The organism is Kitasatospora sp. NPDC034533 (genome assembly GCF_055575155.1).
In genome coordinates this window covers 76,658-95,605 of record NZ_JBVITE010000010.1, presented here as the reverse complement: position 1 = coordinate 95,605, position 18,948 = coordinate 76,658, and the positions used below count along the sequence as shown (strand labels likewise).

18 protein-coding genes and 1 pseudogene are annotated in these 18,948 nt (G+C 73.0%); 8 read left to right on the top strand and 11 right to left on the bottom strand.

Annotated elements, in window-relative coordinates:
* Window positions 1-101: 101 nt before the first annotated feature.
* The 3 genes from ACZ55U_RS10180 to ACZ55U_RS10170 all read right to left on the bottom strand — a co-directional run bounded on the left by ACZ55U_RS10180 (window position 102) and on the right by ACZ55U_RS10170 (window position 2,865).
* A complete protein-coding gene (locus tag ACZ55U_RS10180) occupies window positions 102-980 on the bottom strand; it encodes an alkaline phosphatase family protein (RefSeq protein ID WP_465524450.1) in 879 nt (292 codons plus the stop codon).
* A gap of 212 nt (window positions 981-1,192) precedes the next feature.
* Complete coding sequence (locus tag ACZ55U_RS10175; protein ID WP_465524448.1) at window positions 1,193-1,570, bottom strand: ADP-ribosylation/crystallin J1; 378 nt, start codon at window positions 1,568-1,570, stop codon at window positions 1,193-1,195.
* A 107-nt stretch (window positions 1,571-1,677) separates the two neighbouring features.
* On the bottom strand, window positions 1,678-2,865 hold the full coding sequence (locus ACZ55U_RS10170; RefSeq protein WP_465524447.1) for an acyl-CoA dehydrogenase family protein: 1,188 nt from the start codon (window positions 2,863-2,865) through the stop codon (window positions 1,678-1,680).
* Between the two features lie 142 nt (window positions 2,866-3,007).
* Between ACZ55U_RS10170 and ACZ55U_RS10165 the strand changes: the two genes are divergently transcribed.
* Window positions 3,008-3,334 carry a hypothetical protein gene (locus ACZ55U_RS10165; protein ID WP_465524445.1) on the top strand — a complete coding sequence of 109 codons (327 nt, stop codon included), beginning with the start codon at window positions 3,008-3,010 and terminating at the stop codon, window positions 3,332-3,334.
* Window positions 3,335-3,420: 86 nt separating this feature from the next.
* Here ACZ55U_RS10165 and ACZ55U_RS10160 read toward each other — a convergent pair whose 3' ends face one another.
* Together ACZ55U_RS10160 and ACZ55U_RS10155 are read right to left on the bottom strand one after the other, a co-directional pair.
* On the bottom strand, window positions 3,421-3,729 hold the full coding sequence (locus ACZ55U_RS10160) for an AzlD domain-containing protein (RefSeq protein WP_465524610.1): 309 nt from the start codon (window positions 3,727-3,729) through the stop codon (window positions 3,421-3,423).
* Window positions 3,729-4,484, bottom strand: coding sequence for an AzlC family ABC transporter permease (locus tag ACZ55U_RS10155; RefSeq protein WP_465524443.1), 756 nt, complete (start codon window positions 4,482-4,484; stop codon window positions 3,729-3,731). The genes ACZ55U_RS10160 and ACZ55U_RS10155 overlap by 1 nt, the downstream gene beginning before the upstream one ends.
* A gap of 148 nt (window positions 4,485-4,632) precedes the next feature.
* On the opposite strand from ACZ55U_RS10155, the gene ACZ55U_RS10150 reads away from it, so the two are divergent.
* Window positions 4,633-5,256: a helix-turn-helix domain-containing protein gene (locus ACZ55U_RS10150; protein ID WP_465524441.1), complete on the top strand. Its 624-nt coding sequence runs from the start codon at window positions 4,633-4,635 to the stop codon at window positions 5,254-5,256.
* 36 nt (window positions 5,257-5,292) lie between these two features.
* On the opposite strand, the gene ACZ55U_RS10145 is transcribed toward ACZ55U_RS10150, so the two are convergent.
* On the bottom strand, window positions 5,293-7,392 hold the full coding sequence (locus tag ACZ55U_RS10145; protein ID WP_465524439.1) for a cholesterol oxidase substrate-binding domain-containing protein: 2,100 nt from the start codon (window positions 7,390-7,392) through the stop codon (window positions 5,293-5,295).
* Between the two features lie 389 nt (window positions 7,393-7,781).
* Here ACZ55U_RS10145 and ACZ55U_RS10140 point away from each other — a divergent pair.
* Both ACZ55U_RS10140 and ACZ55U_RS10135 read left to right on the top strand, forming a co-directional pair.
* Window positions 7,782-8,550, top strand: a pseudogene (locus ACZ55U_RS10140) (carbon-nitrogen hydrolase family protein).
* Window positions 8,551-8,794: 244 nt separating this feature from the next.
* Entirely contained in the window at window positions 8,795-10,201 is a 1,407-nt protein-coding gene (locus ACZ55U_RS10135; RefSeq protein WP_465524437.1) for a class II fumarate hydratase, read from the top strand.
* Window positions 10,202-10,288: 87 nt separating this feature from the next.
* On the opposite strand, the gene ACZ55U_RS10130 is transcribed toward ACZ55U_RS10135, so the two are convergent.
* Complete coding sequence (locus ACZ55U_RS10130) at window positions 10,289-10,762, bottom strand: SPW repeat protein (RefSeq protein ID WP_465524435.1); 474 nt, start codon at window positions 10,760-10,762, stop codon at window positions 10,289-10,291.
* Window positions 10,763-10,947: 185 nt separating this feature from the next.
* On the opposite strand from ACZ55U_RS10130, the gene ACZ55U_RS10125 reads away from it, so the two are divergent.
* Together ACZ55U_RS10125 and ACZ55U_RS10120 are read left to right on the top strand one after the other, a co-directional pair.
* Complete coding sequence (locus tag ACZ55U_RS10125; protein ID WP_465524433.1) at window positions 10,948-11,538, top strand: PadR family transcriptional regulator; 591 nt, start codon at window positions 10,948-10,950, stop codon at window positions 11,536-11,538.
* Between the two features lie 142 nt (window positions 11,539-11,680).
* The gene (locus tag ACZ55U_RS10120) at window positions 11,681-13,381 is read left to right on the top strand and encodes an acyl-CoA dehydrogenase family protein (RefSeq protein ID WP_465524431.1); all 1,701 of its coding nucleotides are present in this window, start codon (window positions 11,681-11,683) and stop codon (window positions 13,379-13,381) included.
* 58 nt (window positions 13,382-13,439) lie between these two features.
* On the opposite strand, the gene ACZ55U_RS10115 is transcribed toward ACZ55U_RS10120, so the two are convergent.
* The 4 genes from ACZ55U_RS10115 to ACZ55U_RS10100 form a co-directional block, all read right to left on the bottom strand.
* Window positions 13,440-14,093, bottom strand: coding sequence for a response regulator (locus ACZ55U_RS10115; RefSeq protein WP_465524429.1), 654 nt, complete (start codon window positions 14,091-14,093; stop codon window positions 13,440-13,442).
* 161 nt (window positions 14,094-14,254) lie between these two features.
* Window positions 14,255-14,926 (bottom strand): cupin domain-containing protein, encoded by a 672-nt coding sequence (locus ACZ55U_RS10110; protein ID WP_465524427.1) that lies wholly within the window; start codon window positions 14,924-14,926, stop codon window positions 14,255-14,257.
* 24 nt (window positions 14,927-14,950) lie between these two features.
* Complete coding sequence (locus ACZ55U_RS10105; RefSeq protein WP_465524425.1) at window positions 14,951-15,361, bottom strand: hypothetical protein; 411 nt, start codon at window positions 15,359-15,361, stop codon at window positions 14,951-14,953.
* Window positions 15,358-15,735: a hypothetical protein gene (locus ACZ55U_RS10100; RefSeq protein WP_465524423.1), complete on the bottom strand. Its 378-nt coding sequence runs from the start codon at window positions 15,733-15,735 to the stop codon at window positions 15,358-15,360. The genes ACZ55U_RS10105 and ACZ55U_RS10100 overlap by 4 nt, the downstream gene beginning before the upstream one ends.
* A gap of 351 nt (window positions 15,736-16,086) precedes the next feature.
* On the opposite strand from ACZ55U_RS10100, the gene ACZ55U_RS10095 reads away from it, so the two are divergent.
* A complete protein-coding gene (locus ACZ55U_RS10095) occupies window positions 16,087-17,445 on the top strand; it encodes a phosphoribosyltransferase family protein (protein WP_465524421.1) in 1,359 nt (452 codons plus the stop codon).
* Window positions 17,446-17,676: 231 nt separating this feature from the next.
* Complete coding sequence (gene hppD / locus ACZ55U_RS10090) at window positions 17,677-18,891, top strand: 4-hydroxyphenylpyruvate dioxygenase (RefSeq protein ID WP_465524420.1); 1,215 nt, start codon at window positions 17,677-17,679, stop codon at window positions 18,889-18,891.
* The last annotated feature ends 57 nt before the right edge of the window (window positions 18,892-18,948 follow it).

Below are 18,948 nucleotides of genomic sequence, written 5' to 3'. Positions count from 1 at the left end.
CTCGGCCGGAACGGCCCCCTACTCGAAGTGCCCACGGCCGGGGCCTCCGGCGGTCCAGGCCTCTCGTGGTTCAGGCCTCTGGTGGTCCAGGCCTCTGGTGTTCAGGCCACCGCCGGCACCGGCCGGGCTACCGGGAAGGGGCGACCGTCGAGGGTCCAGTGCGGATCGATCGGGCGCAGCAGCGAGGCGTACACCTGGGCGGCGACGTCGGGGTGACGGATCTCGCCGGTGGGCGGGCCGGCCGGGATGCCGTGCCCGGCGCAGGCGACCCAGGCCGTCCGCTCCTCGTCCGTACGGCCGCCGTGGCCGCCGGAGGCCACGTGCCCGTGATCGGTGACGACGATCACCGTCCACTGCTCCTCGGCGTGGGTGGCCCGGCCTCGGACGGCGTCCAGGAGGCGGCCGAGGCGCTCGTCGGCGGTGCGCATGGACGCGCGGTACTCGTCGCCGCAGCCCAGGAAGTGGGCGGTTTCGTCGACGGCGCCGAGGTAGACGAAGGAGGCCTCGGGGTCGGCGGTGCCGAGCACGTGGACGGCCTCCCGGGTGACTTCCTCGTCCACCGCCTCCCAGGCCTCGGGGGTGTCCTCGGCGGGGGCCGTGTAGGAGAGCCGGCCGGGGGCCCGGAACAGCGGGCCCCCGGCCTCGCTGATCACCAGCGGGTCCCAGCCCGCCGCGACGAAGGTGCGGCGGCGGTCGCCCCGGGCGAGCCGGGTGGCGAAGTCGGGGAACACGTCCAGCCGGTTGCCGCCCAGGTGGTTGCCCCAGACCCCGTGCTTGGCGGGCTCCACCCCGGTCACGATGGTGGCCCAGCACGGCCCGGACATGGTGGGGGTGGTGTCCGCGACGGTGACCGGCACCAGGAACCCGGCCTCGGCGACCTCCTGGAGGCGGGGCATCGGCACCTGCGCCAGGTAGTCGTGGCGGACGCCGTCGATCCCGACGACGAGCACGCGGGGGCGGGGCCACTGGGCAGCGGACATGGCGGGGGTTCCTTTCGGTCGTGCGCATCCGGCCGCGCCCGCCGAGGGCGCCGCCGACCGCGCCATGCTCCACCGCCCGCCGTACCGATCGGCGTCCCGCCACCGAACGACAGGTGTCCGCGAGGTGTCGGAAGCACGCCGACCGGTTCCCGGCCGGCGCCCGTCGGCGGTTCACGGCACCGGACACCGCTGGGGGAACCCGGCTCAGGCCGTCAGGACCGGGGCCGGAACTCGTGGACGACCTCGATCGCGCCGACGATGTGCCGGTTGAACTCGGCCAACTCCTCGGCGGGCACCCAGAGTTCGAGGATGGTCCGGCCGCCTGCCCGCTGTACCGGGTAGCGGGCGAGGAAGGCGGTGTCCACCTCGAAGCGGGTGACGTAGCCGACGCCGGAGGCGGGCACGTTCCAGTCCCGGGCTATCCGGATCGCGTAGTCCTCGTTGAGGACGGGGTAGAAGATCGGCTGCTCGGGCAGGCGCGGCGGCCAGGCGCGCCAGTCGGCGGCCTCGACCAGAGCCAGTTCCTCGGGGCCGGTGGGGCGCCAGAGGGTGGTGGTCGGGGCTGCCTGCCGCGAGGTCGCGCTGTTCATGGCAGGGAACGGTAGCCGGGCCGGGACGGGCCCGGCCACCGGATTCCTCCCGGCCGGCGGCGTGGACGCGCGGGTGACGTGGACGGGCGGGCAGCGTGGACGGGCCGTCAGCGGTACGCGGACTCGCCGGTGACGGCCTCGCCGAGGACCAGGGTGTGGATCTCGCTGGTTCCCTCGTAGGTGAGCACCGACTCCAGGTTGTTGGCGTGCCGCAGCACCGGGTACTCGGTGGTGATCCCGTTGGCACCGAGGACGGTCCGTGCGCTGCGGGCGACCTCCAGCGCGGCGCGGACGTTGTTGAGCTTGCCGAAGCTGATGTGCGGCGGTCGGGCCGCGCCCTGTTCCTTGAGCCGTCCGATCCGCAGGGCCACCAGGTAGGCCTTCTCGACCTCCAGCACCATCTCGACCAGCTTCTGCTGGGTCAGCTGGAAGCCCGCGATCGGGCGGTCGAACTGGATCCGGCTCTTGGCGTAGTCCAGGGCCGCGGTGTAGCAGTCGCGGGCGGCGCCGACGGTGCCCCAGAGGATGCCGTAGCGGGCCTCGTTGAGGGAGGAGAGCGGTCCGCGCAGGCCGACCACACCGGGCAGCACCGCGTCCGCGGGCAGCACCACCTCGTCGAAGGCCAGCTCGCTGGTGACCGAGGCGCGCAGCGAGAGCTTGCCGTGCACGTCGGTGGCGGTCAGGCCGCGGGTGCCGCGCTCGACCAGGAAGCCGCGCACACCGTCCTCGGTCTGCGCCCAGACCACGGCGACGTCGGCGATGCTGCCGTTGGTGATCCACATCTTGCTGCCGGACAGCACCCAGTCGCCGTGCTCGCCGCCCTTGCGGACCGCCCGGGTGCGCATGTTGGCCGGGTCCGAGCCGAAGTCCGGCTCGGTGAGGCCGAAGCAGCCGATCAGTTCGCCGGCGGCCATGCCGGGCAGCCAGCGCTGTTTCTGCTCCTCGGAGCCGAAGGCGTGGATCGAGCGCATGGCGAGCGAGCCCTGGACGGAGACGAAACTGCGCAGCCCGGAGTCGGCCGCTTCCAGCTCCATGCAGGCCACCCCGTACGCCACCGCGCCGGCGCCCGCGCAGCCGTAGCCGTCGAGGTGCATGCCGAGCACGCCGAGGGCGCCGAGTTCGGGGGCGAGTTCGCGGGCCGGGAAGACACCGCGCTCGAACCAGTCGGCGAGGTGCGGACGGACGTGCTCCTCGGTGAACCGGCGGACGGTGTCGCGGATCAGCCGTTCCTCGTCGGTGAGGAGGTCTCCGACGGCGAGCAGGTCGGACGGGTCGATCCGGGGCGGCTTCGTCATTGAAGCTCCTTGTACTCTCGGCGGGATACCGGGGAGTATTCCGCACCCGCCCGGACGGTGGGCGGGTGCGAGCACGTGAGGATGGCGACACGTTCGGCGGCGCCTGCGGGATCGTCGAGGACACTCGGGACGGGAGCAGGACATGGCACGTTGGGCGCTGGTCGTCGAGGAGACGGTGGGCACCGGCCAGGACCGGACCTGGGGCAGCAAGGTGCTCGCCGAGGTGGAGGGCACCCGCGAGGAGGCAGTCGAGGAGCTGAAGCGGCTCGTCCCCTCCTACACCCCGCACCACCCGTTCAACAGCCGGCGGCGGACGCTGCTCCGCGACGGGGACACCTACCTGCTGATCTCGCAGGGGAGCATGCGCGACTACCACTGCGTGTTCAAGGTGTGGGAGCTGCTCTGGGACAGCAAGCGGCCGGAGGTCCAGGAGGAGCGCCTGGCGGAAGGGGGCGGGGAGGGCGTGTGACGGCGGACGAGCGACCGCCGTCGGACGACAGATAACAGATGACAGATGACAACTAACAGATAACAGATTCCAAACTCTGTCAGCTGTCACCCGACTCCGCAGAGCCGCAGCAGCGCCGTCGCCGCGGCACCCGCGACGACCACCACCGGGAACGGCGCCCGGCGCAGCGCCAGGACGCCCGCGACCAGAACGCCCACCGGACGGGCCCACCCGGCGAAGCCGTCCCCCTGGGTCAGCGCGCCGGTCGCGACGAGGGCCACCAGCAGCACCGCGGCCGCGACGGTCAGCAGGTGCCGCAGCCGGTCCGAGAGCGCGAGCCGGCCGGCGAACAGCGGCCCGGCGATCCGGAAGCCGTACGTCCCGGCCGCGAGCAACAGGACGGCGTGGAGCGGCATCATCGGACCGCCTCCTTCTCCTCGGACGGGCCACTCGCCTCGTTCGCGCCGCCCCGTTCACCTGCCGCCTTCCGGTCCGCCCCTCCCGGCTCCGGCCGCCCCGCGAAGAGCAGACCGACGAGCGCGAGCAGCACCGGCAGCCCGGCCGGGACGTACGGCGTGACCGCGACCGCGACCACCGCGCCGACCACCGCCGCCGTACGGGTACGGCGGTCCGACAGCGAGGGCAGCACGAGCGCGAGCAGCACGGCGGGGAAGGCGGCGTCGAGACCGAACGCGTCGGTGTCGCCGATCAGTCCGCCCGCCACGGCGCCGAGCAGCACCGAGACGTTCCACACCACGTACAGCGCGATCCCGCAGAGCCAGTACGCCGCCCTGCGCCGCCGCGGCTCGTCGTGCCGCAGCGCGAAGGCGGCGGTCTCGTCCGTGAGCAGCTGCGCACCGAGCAGCCGCCGCCACAGCGGCCCGTCGAGCACGTCGGCCACGGTGAAGCCGAAGGGCAGCAGGCGGGCGTTGAGCACCAGTCCGGTGGCGACCGCGGCCAGGGCGCCGCCGCCGGAGAGCACCACGCCGACCGCCGCGAACTGGGAGCCGCCGGCGAACACGAGGACGGAGAGCGCGATCGGCACCCAGAGGGGAAGCCCACCGGAGACGCTGATCGCGCCGAAGGAGGCACCGACGAGGGCGTCGGCCAGGCAGACCAGAGCGATGTCACGGAGAGTGGCACCCTCCAGTGTTCGGAGCAGCGAACGCATGTCCATTAGAGTGAACCCGCGCCCGCTCGTTCGTCAAGGCGAACATGTGGACCGATCCAGCGAACGGATGGTTCGCTCGGCCGATCGTGGCAGCATGAGCGGCACCGGTCGCACGGGAGTCACAGGAAGGGGCCAGGAGGAAGCGTGAGTGGCGAGCATGAATGACCAGACCACCCCGACCGCGAACCCGGGCGGCAACGGCGCCGGCAACTCCGGCGGCAGCGGCAGTGAGCTGATCGGCCAGATCGCCGCCTCGATCCGGCGCGAGCGCGAGCGCAGCGGACTGTCGATGGCCGAGCTGGCCCGGCGCGCGGGCATCGCCAAGTCCACGCTGTCCCAGCTGGAGTCGGGCGCGGGCAACCCCAGCGTGGAGACCCTCTGGGCGCTCGGAGTCGCGCTGAACGTGCCGTTCAGCCGACTGGTCGACCCGCCCCGCCCGACGGTCAAGGTGATCCGGGCCGGCGAGGGTCCGGTGACCCACTCCGAGCGCGCGGACTACGCCGCCACCGTGCTCTCCTCCTGCCCGCCCAACGCCCGGCGCGACATCTACCGGATCGAGGCGCAGCCGGGCGAGACCAGGGCCTCCGATCCGCACATGCCCGGCACCGTCGAGCACCTGATGATCGGCGCCGGGCGGGCGCTGGTCGGGCCCACCGAGGCGCCGGTCGAGCTGGGCCCGGGCGACTACGTGAGCTATCCGGGCGACGCCCCTCACGTGTTCCGGGCCCTGGCCCCGGACACCCTCGCGGTGATCGTGATGGAGCACATCTGACGGTCCGTCAGGCATGTGCGCGATCGGCGGCGCCGGCTACTTCAGCAGGCGGTCCAGGAAGGGGTTTCCGAACACCCGGTGCGGGTCGTGGCGGTCCAGGACGGCGACCGCCTCGTCCCAGCCGGGTCCGCCGCCCGCCCGCAGGCTGTCGGGGATGACCCGGTCGAGCAGGTCGGGATCGGACCACGCGGCGTCGTCGGTGTAGGCCCAGCCCTTGGACCACTCGACCCGCAGACCCGCCCGGGTGCCGTCGAAGGTGCGCAGCAGCCACTGCTCCAACTCCCGGGCGAAGCGCTCCAGTCCGGGGGTGCCGGGGAGTGCGAGGACGTCCAGCCAGACCGCCGTGTCCCATTGCGGGCGGTCGGCGCGCGGGCGCAGCGCGGACAGCAGCGGGGGCCTGGCGCCGGGGACTCCGGAGGAGGCCGGGTCGTCCAGGCCGGTGACCCGGATCTCCACCGCGCCGTTCACCGGGAACTCCCCCCTGGCCTGGTAGCGCGCGAGCAACTCACGGTAGTGGGCGGCGAATTCACTTACCACCCACTGGAGGTCGGCGCGCCTGGTGAGGATCGCGTAGCCGTTGGCGGTCACCCGCAGAGTGGTCGGTCGGACGTACTGGAGCAGGGTGCGCGAGGGGCCCCAGAGGTCGGAGCGCAGTGCGCCCGCGAGCAGGTGGGTGAGCACCTCGCCGCTGAGCAGCCGGCGCAGCAGCCCACCGGAGAGCAACACGTCCGTGAGGTCACCGGTGAGCGCCACCTTCGCGACCAGGTACTGGAGTTGGCCGAACAGCGGGGCCGATCCCCAGGTGCCGGAGACGATCTCACCGACGAGCCGGGCGACCGGTTCCGGAAGGCTGTCCGAGAAGGGGTAGTTGTAGGGGTGGTCGACGGCCAGTGAGGCGGTCGGCTTGTTCGGGGCGACGCTCCAGGTCTTGAGCCAGGGGTACTCGGTGTAGGCGAACCAGATCGCCTCGACCCGGCCGTCGCGCTCCACGAAGTCGGCCAGGGTCCGGGGCTTGCCGCCTCCACCACCGACCCCACCACCGAGGACGCCACCCAGCACCCCGCCGAGCACTCCCCCCACCACGCCGCCGAGCCCACCGCCCCCGCCGCTGCCCGAATCGGCGCCTGAACCCCCCGCGCCCGTCACCGCGCCGGAGCCGGAACCGGAGCCGGCGCCAGAACCGGAGCCGGAGGCCGTACCGCTGCCGCTCGGGCGGGCGAAGAGCTCGCTCGCCGGGATGTCGAGCCGGCTGACGCACCGCAGTGGCCGGTCGGCGCCGACACGCAGCACCACCTCGGTGAGGAAGGCGCGGCCCAGGTGCACCAGGAAGGCGGCGCTGTCGGCCTCGGAGCGGTCGAAGGCGCGCAGCGCGTAGCGGCCGGTGGCCGGGTCCAGGACGACGGCGGTGAGCCGGACGACCTGGTTGCTGACCGAGCCGTAGCCGTGCCCCTCCGGCCGCACCTCCCCCGCGGCCGGGACGGCGGTGCCGTGGCCGCCGATGGCGAGCACGCCGCCGACCGTGAGCTCGCCGGGGGCCGGGCAGGCGGTCAGGCCCAGGCCCCGGCCGGCCAGGTGCGCGAGCAGGGCCTCCATGGTGGCTCCGGTCTGCACCCGGACGGTGGTGGGCGAGTCGGCGCTGATCGCGGTGAGGTGCCGGCTGGTGTCCACGAGCAGCACCCGGGCGCTCTCCCGGGTGCCGTCGGCGACGGTCAGCGGTGCCCAGGTGTGCCGGTAGCCGGAGGCGCGCAGCCGCCAGCCGTTGGCGTGCGCCCAGTCGGCGAGCGCCGGGACCTCCTCGGGTGTGCGGGGCGCGCAGGTCCACAGCTGGTCGGTCCGGATCTCGCCGGACCAGTTCTGGAAGACCCGCTGGTACAGCTCGGTGCCCGCGGGAAGTGCGGGCGGCACGGGCGTGGCGGCCTGGGCGCTGTCCGGGCCGATGGTGCCGCGCAGCAGCCAGCCCGCGCCGCCCAGTGCCGCCGACGCGCCGAGCAGCCGCCTGCGGGTGAGGCCGCTCGCCGGGGTGGCACCACGGGTCGTCGTGGTGCCACTGGTCGTCGTGGTGCCACTCGTCGGGACGCTCCCCTCGACTGCCGCCCCGGCGACCGCTTCGACCTTCCGGTCCTGCTCCGTGCTCATCCGTCCGTCCGCCCCTCTGTCTTCGTCCCTCCCCGGCCGGGCTGCGACGACCCGGGGCCGGCCGGTGTCCACCCGGCCGCTTGGAGCGTAGGAAGGTCCATTGACAGTCCGACGTATCCGCTCGCGATCTCACTCCTTCGAGTGAGCATCGACCCGAACTGCCGCGAAATCCCCCGTCGTCCGCCTCGGCCCGCCCGCTCCGGCCCGACCGCGTCGGACCGTCCGCCTCGACCCGCCTGCCTCGACCCGCCTGCCTCGGCCCATCCGCCTCGGCCCGGCGCAGGCGGCACCACCCCGGTCGGAACGGATTCCTCCGCTTCTTGTCCGTCCGCTTGACGGGCGCGTAGGTTGGCCGTGATCTCCCCACCCCGCCCGCCGGAGGCCCCGCCATGCCCTCGTCCACGTCCGTGCCACTGACCGTCGCGGTCGCCCAACCCGTCTGCGCCCTCGCGGGCCGTCCCGACACGGTGTCCGAGAACGTCGCCCGGCACGCCGAGGCGGTCCTGGAAGCGGGCACCCGGCTGGTGGTGTTCCCCGAGCTGTCGCTGACCGGCTACGACCTGGCCGCACCGCCCGTCGACCCCGCGGACGCCCGGTTCGCGCCGCTGCTGGCGGCCTGCGCCGCCACCGGAGCCGTCGCCCTGGTCGGGGCGCCGGTCGCCGAGGCCGACGGGCGCGAGTCCATCGCCACGCTGGCGGTCACCGGCGCGGGTGCCGAGGTGGTCTACCGGAAGACGCGCCTGCACGGCGCCGAGTTCGAGCGTTTCGCCCCCCGGCGAGAAGCCCGTCGTCCTGGAGCTGGACGACCTGCGGCTGGGCCTCGCCATCTGCGCGGACGCCGCGGACCCGGCGCACGCCGAGGAGACCGCCGCGCTCGGCATCGACGCCTACGTCGCCTCCACCCTCTACGGGCCCGGCGCCGCCCAGGCCGAGCGCCGGGACGGCCACTTCCGCGACCGGGCCGCCGCCCACGGGGTCTGGTGCGTGCTCGCGACCTGCGCGGGCGCCACCGGCGAGTACCCGGACAGTTCGGGCGGCTCCGGCGTCTGGGCTCCGGGGGGCGGCCTCGTCGTCCAGGCCGGCACCGCTCCCGGCGAGCTGGTCCGGGCCGAGCTGGTCCGCGCCGAGTCGGTTCGCGCCGAGCTTTCCCGGCGGTAGGCACCGAGACAGCTCCGACAGCGACCACGTCGGCACCGGGCGGCGGGCGGCGGGCGGTTCCGGCAGCGGGCGGCGGGCGGTTCCGGGCGGTTCCGGGCCGTTCCGGCAGTGGGCGGCGGGCGCTCGCCGGCGGGCCCGCGCGGATCCGCCTCCTCCCCCGGAAATACCCGGGCCCCGTGCGCGGCTGTGGTGATCGGAGATCCGTTCCGGGCCGGTCAGGCCCGTACAGGAGGTGCAGCGCGTGATGGGTGGCGAGCAGGAGAAGCCGCAGGAGTACCGGATCGAGCACGACTCGATGGGTGAGGTCCGGGTGCCGGCCGACGCGAAGTGGCAGGCACAGACACAGCGGGCGGTGGAGAACTTCCCGGTGTCCGGTCAACGGCTGGAGCGTGCGCACATCGCCGCGCTGGCCCGGATCAAGGCCGCCGCGGCCCGGGTGAACGCCCGGCTCGGGGTGCTGGACGGGGAGACGGCGGAGGCGATCGCGGCGGCCGCCGAGGAGGTCGCGCAGGGCCACTGGGACGACCAGTTCCCGGTGGACGTGTTCCAGACCGGCTCGGGCACCTCGTCCAACATGAACACCAACGAGGTGATCGCCACCCTGGCCGCCGAGCGGCTGGGCCGGCCGGTCCACCCGAACGACCACGTCAACGCCAGCCAGTCGTCCAACGACGTGTTCCCGTCCTCGATCCACATCGCCGCGACCGCCGCCGTCACCCACGACCTGGTCCCGGCGCTGGAGCACCTCGCGGAGGCGCTGGAGCGCAAGGCCACCGAGTTCGCCCAGGTGGTCAAGTCGGGCCGGACGCACCTGATGGACGCCACGCCCGTCACCCTCGGCCAGGAGTTCGGCGGCTACGCCGCGCAGGTGCGGAACGGGCGGGAGCGGCTGCTGGCCACCCTGCCCAGGGTGGCCGAACTGCCGCTCGGGGGAACGGCGGTGGGCACCGGCATCAACACCCCACCCGGCTTCCCGGCGGCCGTCATCGCGGAGGTCGCCCGGGCCACCGACCTGCCGCTGACCGAAGCCCGGAACCACTTCGAGGCACAGGGCGCGCGGGACGCCCTGGTCGAGTTGAGCGGCCAACTGCGCACGGTGGCGGTCGGGTTCACGAAGATCGCGAACGACCTGCGCTGGATGGGGTCCGGTCCTCGCACCGGGCTCGGCGAGATCAACCTGCCGGACCTCCAGCCCGGCTCGTCGATCATGCCGGGCAAGGTCAACCCGGTGCTGCCCGAGGTGGTGCTGATGGTCGCCGCGCAGGTGGTGGGCAACGACGCGACGGTCACGCTGGCCGGCGCGAGCGGCAACTTCGAGCTGAACGTGATGCTTCCGGTGATCGCCCGCAACGTCCTGGAGTCGGTGCGACTGCTCGCCAACAGCGCCCGGCTGCTGGCGGACCGGACGGTGGACGGCGTCACCGCCAACGTCGAACGGGCCCGGGAGTACGCGGAGTCCTCACCCTCGGTGGTGACGCCGCTGAACCGCTACATCGGCTACGAGGAGGCCGCGAAGGTCGCCAAGCAGTCGCTGGCCGAACGCAAGACCATCCGTCAGGTGGTGCTGGAGCGCGGCTACGTCGAGCAGGGCAGGCTCACCGAGGAGCAGCTGGACGAGGCCCTGGACGTGCTGCGGATGACACGTCCGTAGCGGATGACGCACCCGTAACACGGTCGGCGCCGGGGCGCGGTGGGCTGGTCGAGCCCTCCGCGCCCCGGTCACGGGCTGCGGGGAAGATCAGCCCTTGGCGCGGCCGGCCCGGCCGCGCCGCATCGATGCCCCGTTCGACGTCATGGTCGCCATCGAGATGGCCGCGAGGCCGAGCAGGAACATCACGGCGCCCACGATGAGGCAGGTGACGATGTTCTTGCCGTGCGCGACCGACCCGGAGACGACCCACGGCGAGATGATCGTCCAGACACCGAGCACCGCGGCCGCCCAGGCCCGTGCGTGGGTGCGCTCGTAGGCCGTTCCGTAGCCGGCCATCAGAGCCGTGTAGGCCAGACCCACGATCAGGCAGGTCACGGTCAGGGTGGTGTACGCGGTGAAGCCGACGATCCAAGGCGATGCCGCCAGGAAGAGGCCGGCCAGGATGGCCAGGGCTTCGACACCCTGGGCGCGGGGGGTCGAAGTGGCCCGCTCGTAGCGTTCGCGCAGTTCGACGATGTCCGGATGGTGCTCCATGCCCGTGGCCGGGATATGGGTTGCCACCGATACCACCTCCTGTGGTCGGAACCGGTAAGGCGCTTGCCCCGTACCCATTCTGGCCCTTATCCCATGTTTTGCACCCGATGGGGCGGAACGACCGATAACCATCGGATCACGCCGGTGACCTGCGTCTCAACCGGGCGGGTCGGCATTGCCTATGCAACTCGTTGCATAGCAGGATGCGGGTCATGGCACTGGAGCACGCGATCCTCGTCTCGCTGCTGGAGCAGCCCGGCTCCGGCTACGAGCTGGCCCGGCGCTTCGACCGCTCGATCGGGCGCTTCTGGACCGCCACCCATCAGCAGATCTACCGGGTGCTGCGGCGGATGGAGGCGGACGGCTGGGTGTCCGCGCAGGAGGTCCCCCAGGAGGGGCGTCCGGACAAGAAGGTCTACTCGGCGGCGGAGCCCGGACGGGCCGCGCTGGCCGGCTGGCTGCGCGAACCGGTCGAACCGGAGACCGTCCGGCACGAACTCGCGGTGAAGATCCGGGCCGCCGCCTTCGACGACCCGGCGGCACTGGTCTCCGAGGTCGAACGACACCGCGAGAGCCATGCCGCCCTGCTCGCCCGCTACCTGCACGGCGAGCAGCGGGACTTCCCCGACCCCGCCGCGCTCGACGCCCGGCAGGAGCTCCAGCACGTGGTGCTGCGCGGCGGGATCGAGTACGAGCGGATGACCCTCGCCTGGCTCGACGACGTGCTCGCCACCCTGCGCCGCCTCTCCGGGGAACGACCGGCGGGCGGCGAGAGCGGCGGGCAGCCGGCGAGTGACAGCTGACGACTGACAGCTGACAACTTTCAGATGACAGACAACGAATGACGGATAACAGATAACAGATTTCGAAACCTGAAACCTGTCATCTGTCACCCGTCGCCGCGCCGCGCCGCCCCCCCCAACCCTCGACCCCGGGAGCCCCTCGATGCTCTTCAACCCGCGCAACTACGACCCCGCACAGTTCGACGAGCCGACCCGCCGGCTCCTTCGCGCGACGGTGGACTGGTTCGAGTCCCGCGGCAAGAAGGCGCTGATCGACACCTACGTCGACCGCAGCTGGTACGCCGACTTCCTCGACTTCGCCGCCGAAGAGGGCCTGTTCGCGGAGTTCCTGACCCCCACCGCGGCGGACCCCGACAAGCGCTGGGACACCGCGCGGATCGCCGAGTTGAACGAGATCCTCGGCTTCTACGGCCTCGGCTACTGGTACACCTGGCAGGTCACCATCCTGGGCCTCGGCCCGGTCTGGCAGAGCGAGAACGAGGCCGTCCGTGCCCGCGCCGCCAAGCTCCTCACCGAGGGCCACGTGATGGCCTTCGGCCTCTCCGAGCGCACCCACGGCGCCGACATCTACTCCACCGACATGATCCTCACCCCGGACGGCGAGGGCGGCTTCACCGCGACCGGCTCCAAGTACTACATCGGCAACGGCAACGTGGCCGGCCTGGTCTCGGTGTTCGGCCGCCGCTCGGACGTCGAAGGGCCGGAGGGCTACGTCTTCTTCGCCGCCGACAGCCGCCACGAGGCGTACCACCTGGTCAAGAACGTGGTGAACGCCCAGATGTACGTCAGCGAGTTCCGCCTGGAGGACTACCCGGTGCGCACGGAGGACGTGCTGCACACCGGGCAGGCCGCCTTCGACGCCGCGCTCAACACCGTCAACGTCGGCAAGTTCAACCTCTGCACCGCCTCGATCGGCATCTGCGAGCACGCGATGTACGAGGCCGTCACGCACGCCCACAACCGGGTGCTGTACGGCAGGAGGGTCACCGACTTCCCGCACGTCAAGCGGGAGTTGACCGACGCGTACGTCCGCCTGGTGGCGATGAAGCTGTTCTCCGCGCGGGCCGTGGACTACTTCCGCACCGCCTCCCCCGAGGACCGCCGCTACCTGCTGTTCAACCCGATGACCAAGATGAAGGTCACCACCGAGGGCGAGAAGGTCATCGACCTGATGTGGGACGTCATCGCGGCCAAGGGCTTCGAGGCGGACACCTACTTCGACAAGGCCGCGAAGGACATCCGCGGCCTGCCGAAGCTGGAGGGCACCGTCCACGTCAACCTGGCGCTCATCCTCAAGTTCATGGGCAACTACCTGTTCGCCCCGGCCGACTACGCCCCGGTGCCGACCCGCCTGGACGCCGCCGACGACGCCTTCCTCTTCCGGCAGGGCCCGGCCCGCGGTCTCGGCGCGATCCGCTTCCACGACTGGCGTGCCGCCTACGACCGCAACGCCGAACTGCCCAACGTCGTCCGCTTCCGCGAACAGGCCGACGGTTTCTGCGAGTTGCTCCTCAAGAACGCGCCGAGCAAGGAGCAGCAGGCGGACCTGGACTTCCTGCTGGAGATCGGCCAGCTGTTCGCGCTGATCGTCTACGGCCAGCTGGTACTGGAGCAGGCCGAACTGACCGGCCTGGACACGGAGGTCGTGGACCGGATCTTCGACGCACTGGTCCGCGACTTCTCCGCGCACGCCACCGAGCTGCACGGCAAGGCCTCCGCCACCGAGGAGCAGGCCGCCTGGGCGCTGGCGAACGTGCGCCGGCCCGTCGCCGACCAGGAACGGGACGCGCGGGTGTGGGCGCGGGTCGAGGGGCTCTGCGGCGCGTACGAGATGCGGCCGTAGGGCGCGGCGACGGGGCCTCCGGGGGGTGCCGGCCGGCGACGGGCCGGCACCGCCCGGTTCACCTCTCCGGAGAGGTCCGCCCGTCGCCGAGGCCCATGTCACGGGCCCGGGCGACCGCCTCGGCGCGCGTGGCCACGTGGAGCTTCTCGAAGATGTGGGTGATGTGGTTGCGGACGGTCTTCTCCGCGACCACCAGCTCCCGGGCGATCCGCCGGTTGTCCAGCCCGCGCGCGACCAGGTCCAGCACCTCGGCCTCGCGGGCGGTGAGTTCGGGGAAGAGCTGCCCCGCCTCGCGCATCCTCGCCCCGGCCAGCAGGGCGGTGATCCGCCCGGCCACCTCACCGCCGAACACCGCGCCGCCCGCCGCGACCGTCCGCACCGCGTGCAACACCTCCTCCCGCCCGGCGCCCTTGACCAGGTAGCCGCGCGCGCCGGCCTGGAGGGCGGCGAGCAGGTTCCCGTCGTCGTCCGACATGGTCAGCATCAGCACCGGCGGCGGTGCCTCCTGGGCGGCCAGGTGCCGGACGGCATCCAGACCGGAGCCGTCGGGCAGCGAGAGATCCATGATCACCACGGTCGGACGGGACCTGGCGACGGCCTCCGGAACCTCGTCGACCCGCTCGGCCTCGGCGACCACCGCGATGCCCTCGGCGCTCTCCAGCGCCGCCTTGAGCCCCTCCCGGAAGAGGGGGTGATCATCGACGATCAGCACACGGACGGGCCTGTCCCCGCCGCGATCCGGGGGATCCACCGGCTCTTCTTCATCCACGCGGGCGACACTATCAGCGTCGACCTCGTGACTTTCCGTGACAAGCTCGCGAGCCCCCTCCGCGTGTCGGCTCCGGCGCACCGGGGCCACCCGGCGACCCGCGCTCAATCCCGCGGGCCCACCCGGCCCGAGCCCACGGGCCGGCCGCCCCACTCCGGCCCCGAAGCGGCACCGGGGGCGCCGACGCGGCCCAGGACGGCGGTGGCCGGGCTGCGGCGGCCGGTTCTCAGGCCGTACCGTTCGCCCGCCCGGATGTAGACCAAGTCGCCCGGGAACATCGGCACTTCGCCGAGGTCGCCGAGGAAGACGGCGGGCCCGGAGAGGATCAGCAGGAAGGCGTCGGCAGCCCGGTCCGTGTACGGGCCCCGGGCGGCGGCGGGGTCGAGGCGGACGGTGCCCACCTCCACCTGCCGCCAGGTGCGGGCGGGTGCCGATTCCGACCGCTGGGCGGGAATGGCGGCCCGGGCGGGACCGGGGACGGGACGGACGGTGAGCAGGGTGGTCGGGGTGCCGCGGACGGCGGCGAGCCGGCAGGAGGTGCCGGGGCGGTGGTGCAGGGCCTCCCCCGGGGAGAGGACGCGGCCGGCCGCGAACAGCCGGCCGGAGAGCACCACGGTCACCGACTCCACGGACTCGTAGGGGAGTTGGTCGAACCGGACACCCGGAGGCACCGCCTCCACGGTGAGTGCGGCGCGGACGGCGGGCCGCTGGTCGGGGTCGATCAGCCGTTGGAAGGCGGGCGCGGTACGGGGGACGGCGGCGGGGACGAGTATCACGAGGGGCTCCTCGGTCGGGGCCGGTCAGGGCCGGTCGCGGCGGGCGGCGCGGCGCCGGGCCGAGGCGGCCCGGATGCCGGCGGAGTGCCGGGGGACGGCGAGGGTCAGGCAGAGCAGTTCCGCACCGAGCGGTCCGGCTTCGAGGTGCAGCGCGCGGCCCCGGCGGGCCAGCAGCAGGTCTCCTTCCGAGGCCAAGTGGTCTGGCTCGTCGGAGAGTTGACCGATGACGGCGGCGCCGCGCAGCACGTGCAGGACGGTCTCGGTGTCGGGCCGGCCCGGGAGGGTGTGGTGGGCGCCCGGACTCAGCCGCAGGTGGTCGAAGGCCTCGCAGGCGCTGGCGAGCATCGGGCGCCGGGCGAGGGAGCGGATGCGCACGCGTTCGCCGTGCGGGCCGATGACGACCATGGCGGCGCCGGTGTCGGCGGTGACGATCATCCGGGGTCACCTCCTTCGCGGGGGAGCGGGACGGCCAGCAGGGCGTGGAAGTACTCCAGCCCGGCCGTCCCGGCGGTCAGGACGGTCCGGGTGCCGAGCGGCAGCACGAGGGCGGTGCCCTCGACGAGCGGCAGGCCGGCGTCAGCGCGCTCGGAGTGGTCCGCACCGTCCGGGCGCACGGCTCCCTCGGGCGGTTCGGCGAGCCCGGAGCCCGCGGTGACGTAGAGCGCGTGCTCGACACCGTCGGCGGCCACCTCGGCCTGTCGGCCCGGGTCGAGTCGTTGCAGGCCGACCCCGCGCAGCGGTCCGGCGAGCAGGCGGCCGGGGTCGACGGCGCCGCTGCGGCGCAGGTCGGTGATGACGGTTCCCGGCATGGCGGGCGCTCCTTCCGGTCGCGGGCGGGCTCTGCGGTCCGCCTCTGCGATCCACCGTGCGCCGCCCGCTGTCCCGGCCACACGGGGGTGTCGTCCCGTATCGCTCCCGCCCCGATCCCGGACGTGATCCGGCCTGGTCCCGCCCGATCCCACACGGAATCCCGGGCCCGATCCCACACGGAATCCCGGCCCGATCCCGCCCCCGTGCCGGCTCCTGTTCCGCCCTCGTCCGGCGCCCCACCCCCGCGACCGCCGCGCAACTACCTGCGTCCACCCGCGACCACCGCGCGATCGCCCCGAGACCGCCCCGAGCCGCCCGGAAGGACGTACGGTGGAACCGGAGGCCGTGTCGTGCACGTCACCGGAACCCAGTTCGCCCGCTTCGCCGACCGCACCGAGGCGGGCCGTCGGCTGGCCGCCCTCCTGGGCCGCCTGGCCGGCCCCGACACCGTGGTCGTGGCCCTGCCGCGGGGTGGCGTGCCGGTGGCCGCCGAGGTCGCGACGGCGCTCGGCGCACCGCTGGACATCTGTGTGATCCGCAAGCTCGGCGTGCCCTACCAGCCCGAGTTGGGCATGGGGGCGATCGGCGAGGACGGCGTCCGCGTGCTGAACGAGCAAGTCATCCGGTTCTCCTCGGTCACCGACGCGCAGCTGGACGAGGTGGAGCGCAAGGAGCGCGCCGAGCTGGAGCGCCGGGCCCGCCGCTACCGGGGCGACCGGCCGCCCGCCGACCTGCGCGGGCGCACCGTCGTCGTGGTGGACGACGGCATCGCCACCGGCTCGACCGCCCGGGCGGCCTGCCGGATCGTCCGGGAGCGCGGCGCGGCCCGGGTGGTGCTCGCCGTGCCGGTCGCGCCCCCGGACTGGACCGAGCGCCTCGACGATGTCGCCGACGACCTGGTCTGCGTGGCCACGCCGTCGCCGTTCTTCGCGATCGGCGAGTTCTACGCCGACTTCTCGCAGACCGAGGACGCGGAGGTGCTGCGGCTGCTCGCCGAGTCCGCCGACGACCCGCCCGCAGCCCGCACCGGGGTCGACCGGGAGTTGTCGCTGCCCGTCGCCGGGGTCCGCCTCGCGGGCCGGCTGACCGTTCCGGACGGGGCGCGCGGGGTCGTCGTCTTCGCACACGGCAGCGGCAGCGGTCGGCACAGCCCGCGCAACCGCTACGTCGCCGAGTACCTGAACCGCACCGGGCTGGCCACGCTGCTGTTCGACCTGCTCACCGAGGCCGAGGAGCCCGACCGGCGGAACGTGTTCGACGTGGCGCTGCTGGGCGCCCGGCTGACCGCCGTCGCCCGTGAGCTGGCCGGGGACGGCTCCGGGGACGCCCTCGTGCCGGAGACGCCCGGGCTGCCGCTCGGCCTGTTCGGCGCCAGCACCGGCGCGGCCGCCGCGCTGCACACCGCCGCCGAGCTGGGGCCGGCCGTGCGCGCCGTGGTCTCCCGGGGCGGTCGCCCGGACCTCGCCCCGCCGGACACGCTGGCCCGGGTGCGCGCTCCGACGCTGCTCGTCGTCGGCTCGTTGGACCCCGCCGTGCTCGACCTCAACCGGCAGGCCCGGAGCCGGCTGCGCTGCGAGACCGGGCTCGTGGTGGTGCCTCACGCGAGCCACCTGTTCGAGGAGCCGGGGACCCTGGACCGGGTCGCCGAGCTGGCGTCGGACTGGTTCCTCCGCCATCTCCCGCGCCCCACCGGCCCCGGAAGCACGTGAACGTCCCATTGCGCAGACCTCGGGCATCGCCCCCGGTCAGCAGCGCATTTTGCGCAGCCGACAGCGGGATTTTCTGATCAGCTTGTACACATTGAGCAGTCAAAAAACGACCTGTTGCCCAACCCCTCCGACAGGAGCAAGCTCTCCGCAACCACACCGCCCACCCGTTCGCGGTGCGGTCGCGATCCAGCGGAAGCCTCGACGCCGAGGCCCGAAGTGGAGGAACGAGCGATGACCCCGCAGTCCCACGCCCTTGAGTTGACCCCCGAGGAGCGCGAGGCCGGTCTTGACGCCGACCAGCTGCGCCGCCTCGTCGGCCTCGTCGAGCACGACGCGGCCGCCGACCCGTTCCCGGTGACGGCCCAGGACGCCGTCGTCTTCGTGGTCGGGAACGCCACCCAGACGGCCCAGTTCTACCAGGTCGTCTTCGGCATGGAACTGGTCGCCTATTCCGGCCCCGAGACTGGCCGCCGGGACCGCAAGGCCTACGTGCTCCGCTCCGGCTCCTGCCGCTTCGTGATCAAGGGCGGCGTCCAGCCGGACAGCCCGCTGCTCGACCACCACCGCCGCCACGGCGACGGCGTCGTCGACCTCGCCCTGGAGGTCCCGGACGTCGACAAGTGCATCGAGCACGCCCGCGCGACCGGCGCCACCATCCTGGAGGAGCCGAACGACGTCTCGGACGAGAACGGCACCGTGCGCCGCGCGGCCATCGCCACCTACGGCGAGACCCGCCACACCCTGATCGACCGCTCCCGCTACAACGGCCCGTACCTGCCCGGCTACGTCGTCGCGCAGAGCAAGGTCACCCACCCGGAGGGCTCTCCGAAGCGCCTCTTCCAGGCCCTCGACCACGCCGTCGGCAACGTCGAGCTGGGCCGGATGGACGAGTGGGTGACGTTCTACAACCGCGTCATGGGCTTCGTGAACATGGCCGAGTTCGTCGGCGACGACATCGCCACCGACTACTCCGCGCTGATGTCCAAGGTCGTCGCCAGCGGCAACCACCGGGTGAAGTTCCCGCTCAACGAGCCGGCCGTCGCCAAGAAGAAGTCCCAGATCGACGAGTACCTGGAGTTCTACAGCGGCCCCGGCTGCCAGCACATGGCGCTCGCCACCAACGACATCCTCACCACCGTGGACGTGCTGCGGGCGCGCGGCGTGGAGTTCCTGACCACCCCGGACGCCTACTACGACGACCCGGAGCTGCGCGAGCGGATCGGCAAGGTCCGGGTGCCGATCGAGGAGCTGAAGAAGCGCGGCATCCTGGTCGACCGCGACGAGGACGGCTACCTGCTCCAGATCTTCACCAAGCCGATCGGCGACCGCCCCACCGTCTTCTACGAGTTCATCGAGCGGCACGGTTCGCTCGGCTTCGGCAAGGGCAACTTCAAGGCGCTCTTCGAGTCCATCGAGCGCGAGCAGGACCGCCGCGGCAACCTGTGAGCGTCGGCCGACCCTGATTCGGCGCCGGCACTGACGAACGGTCGAGGAGGACCACGG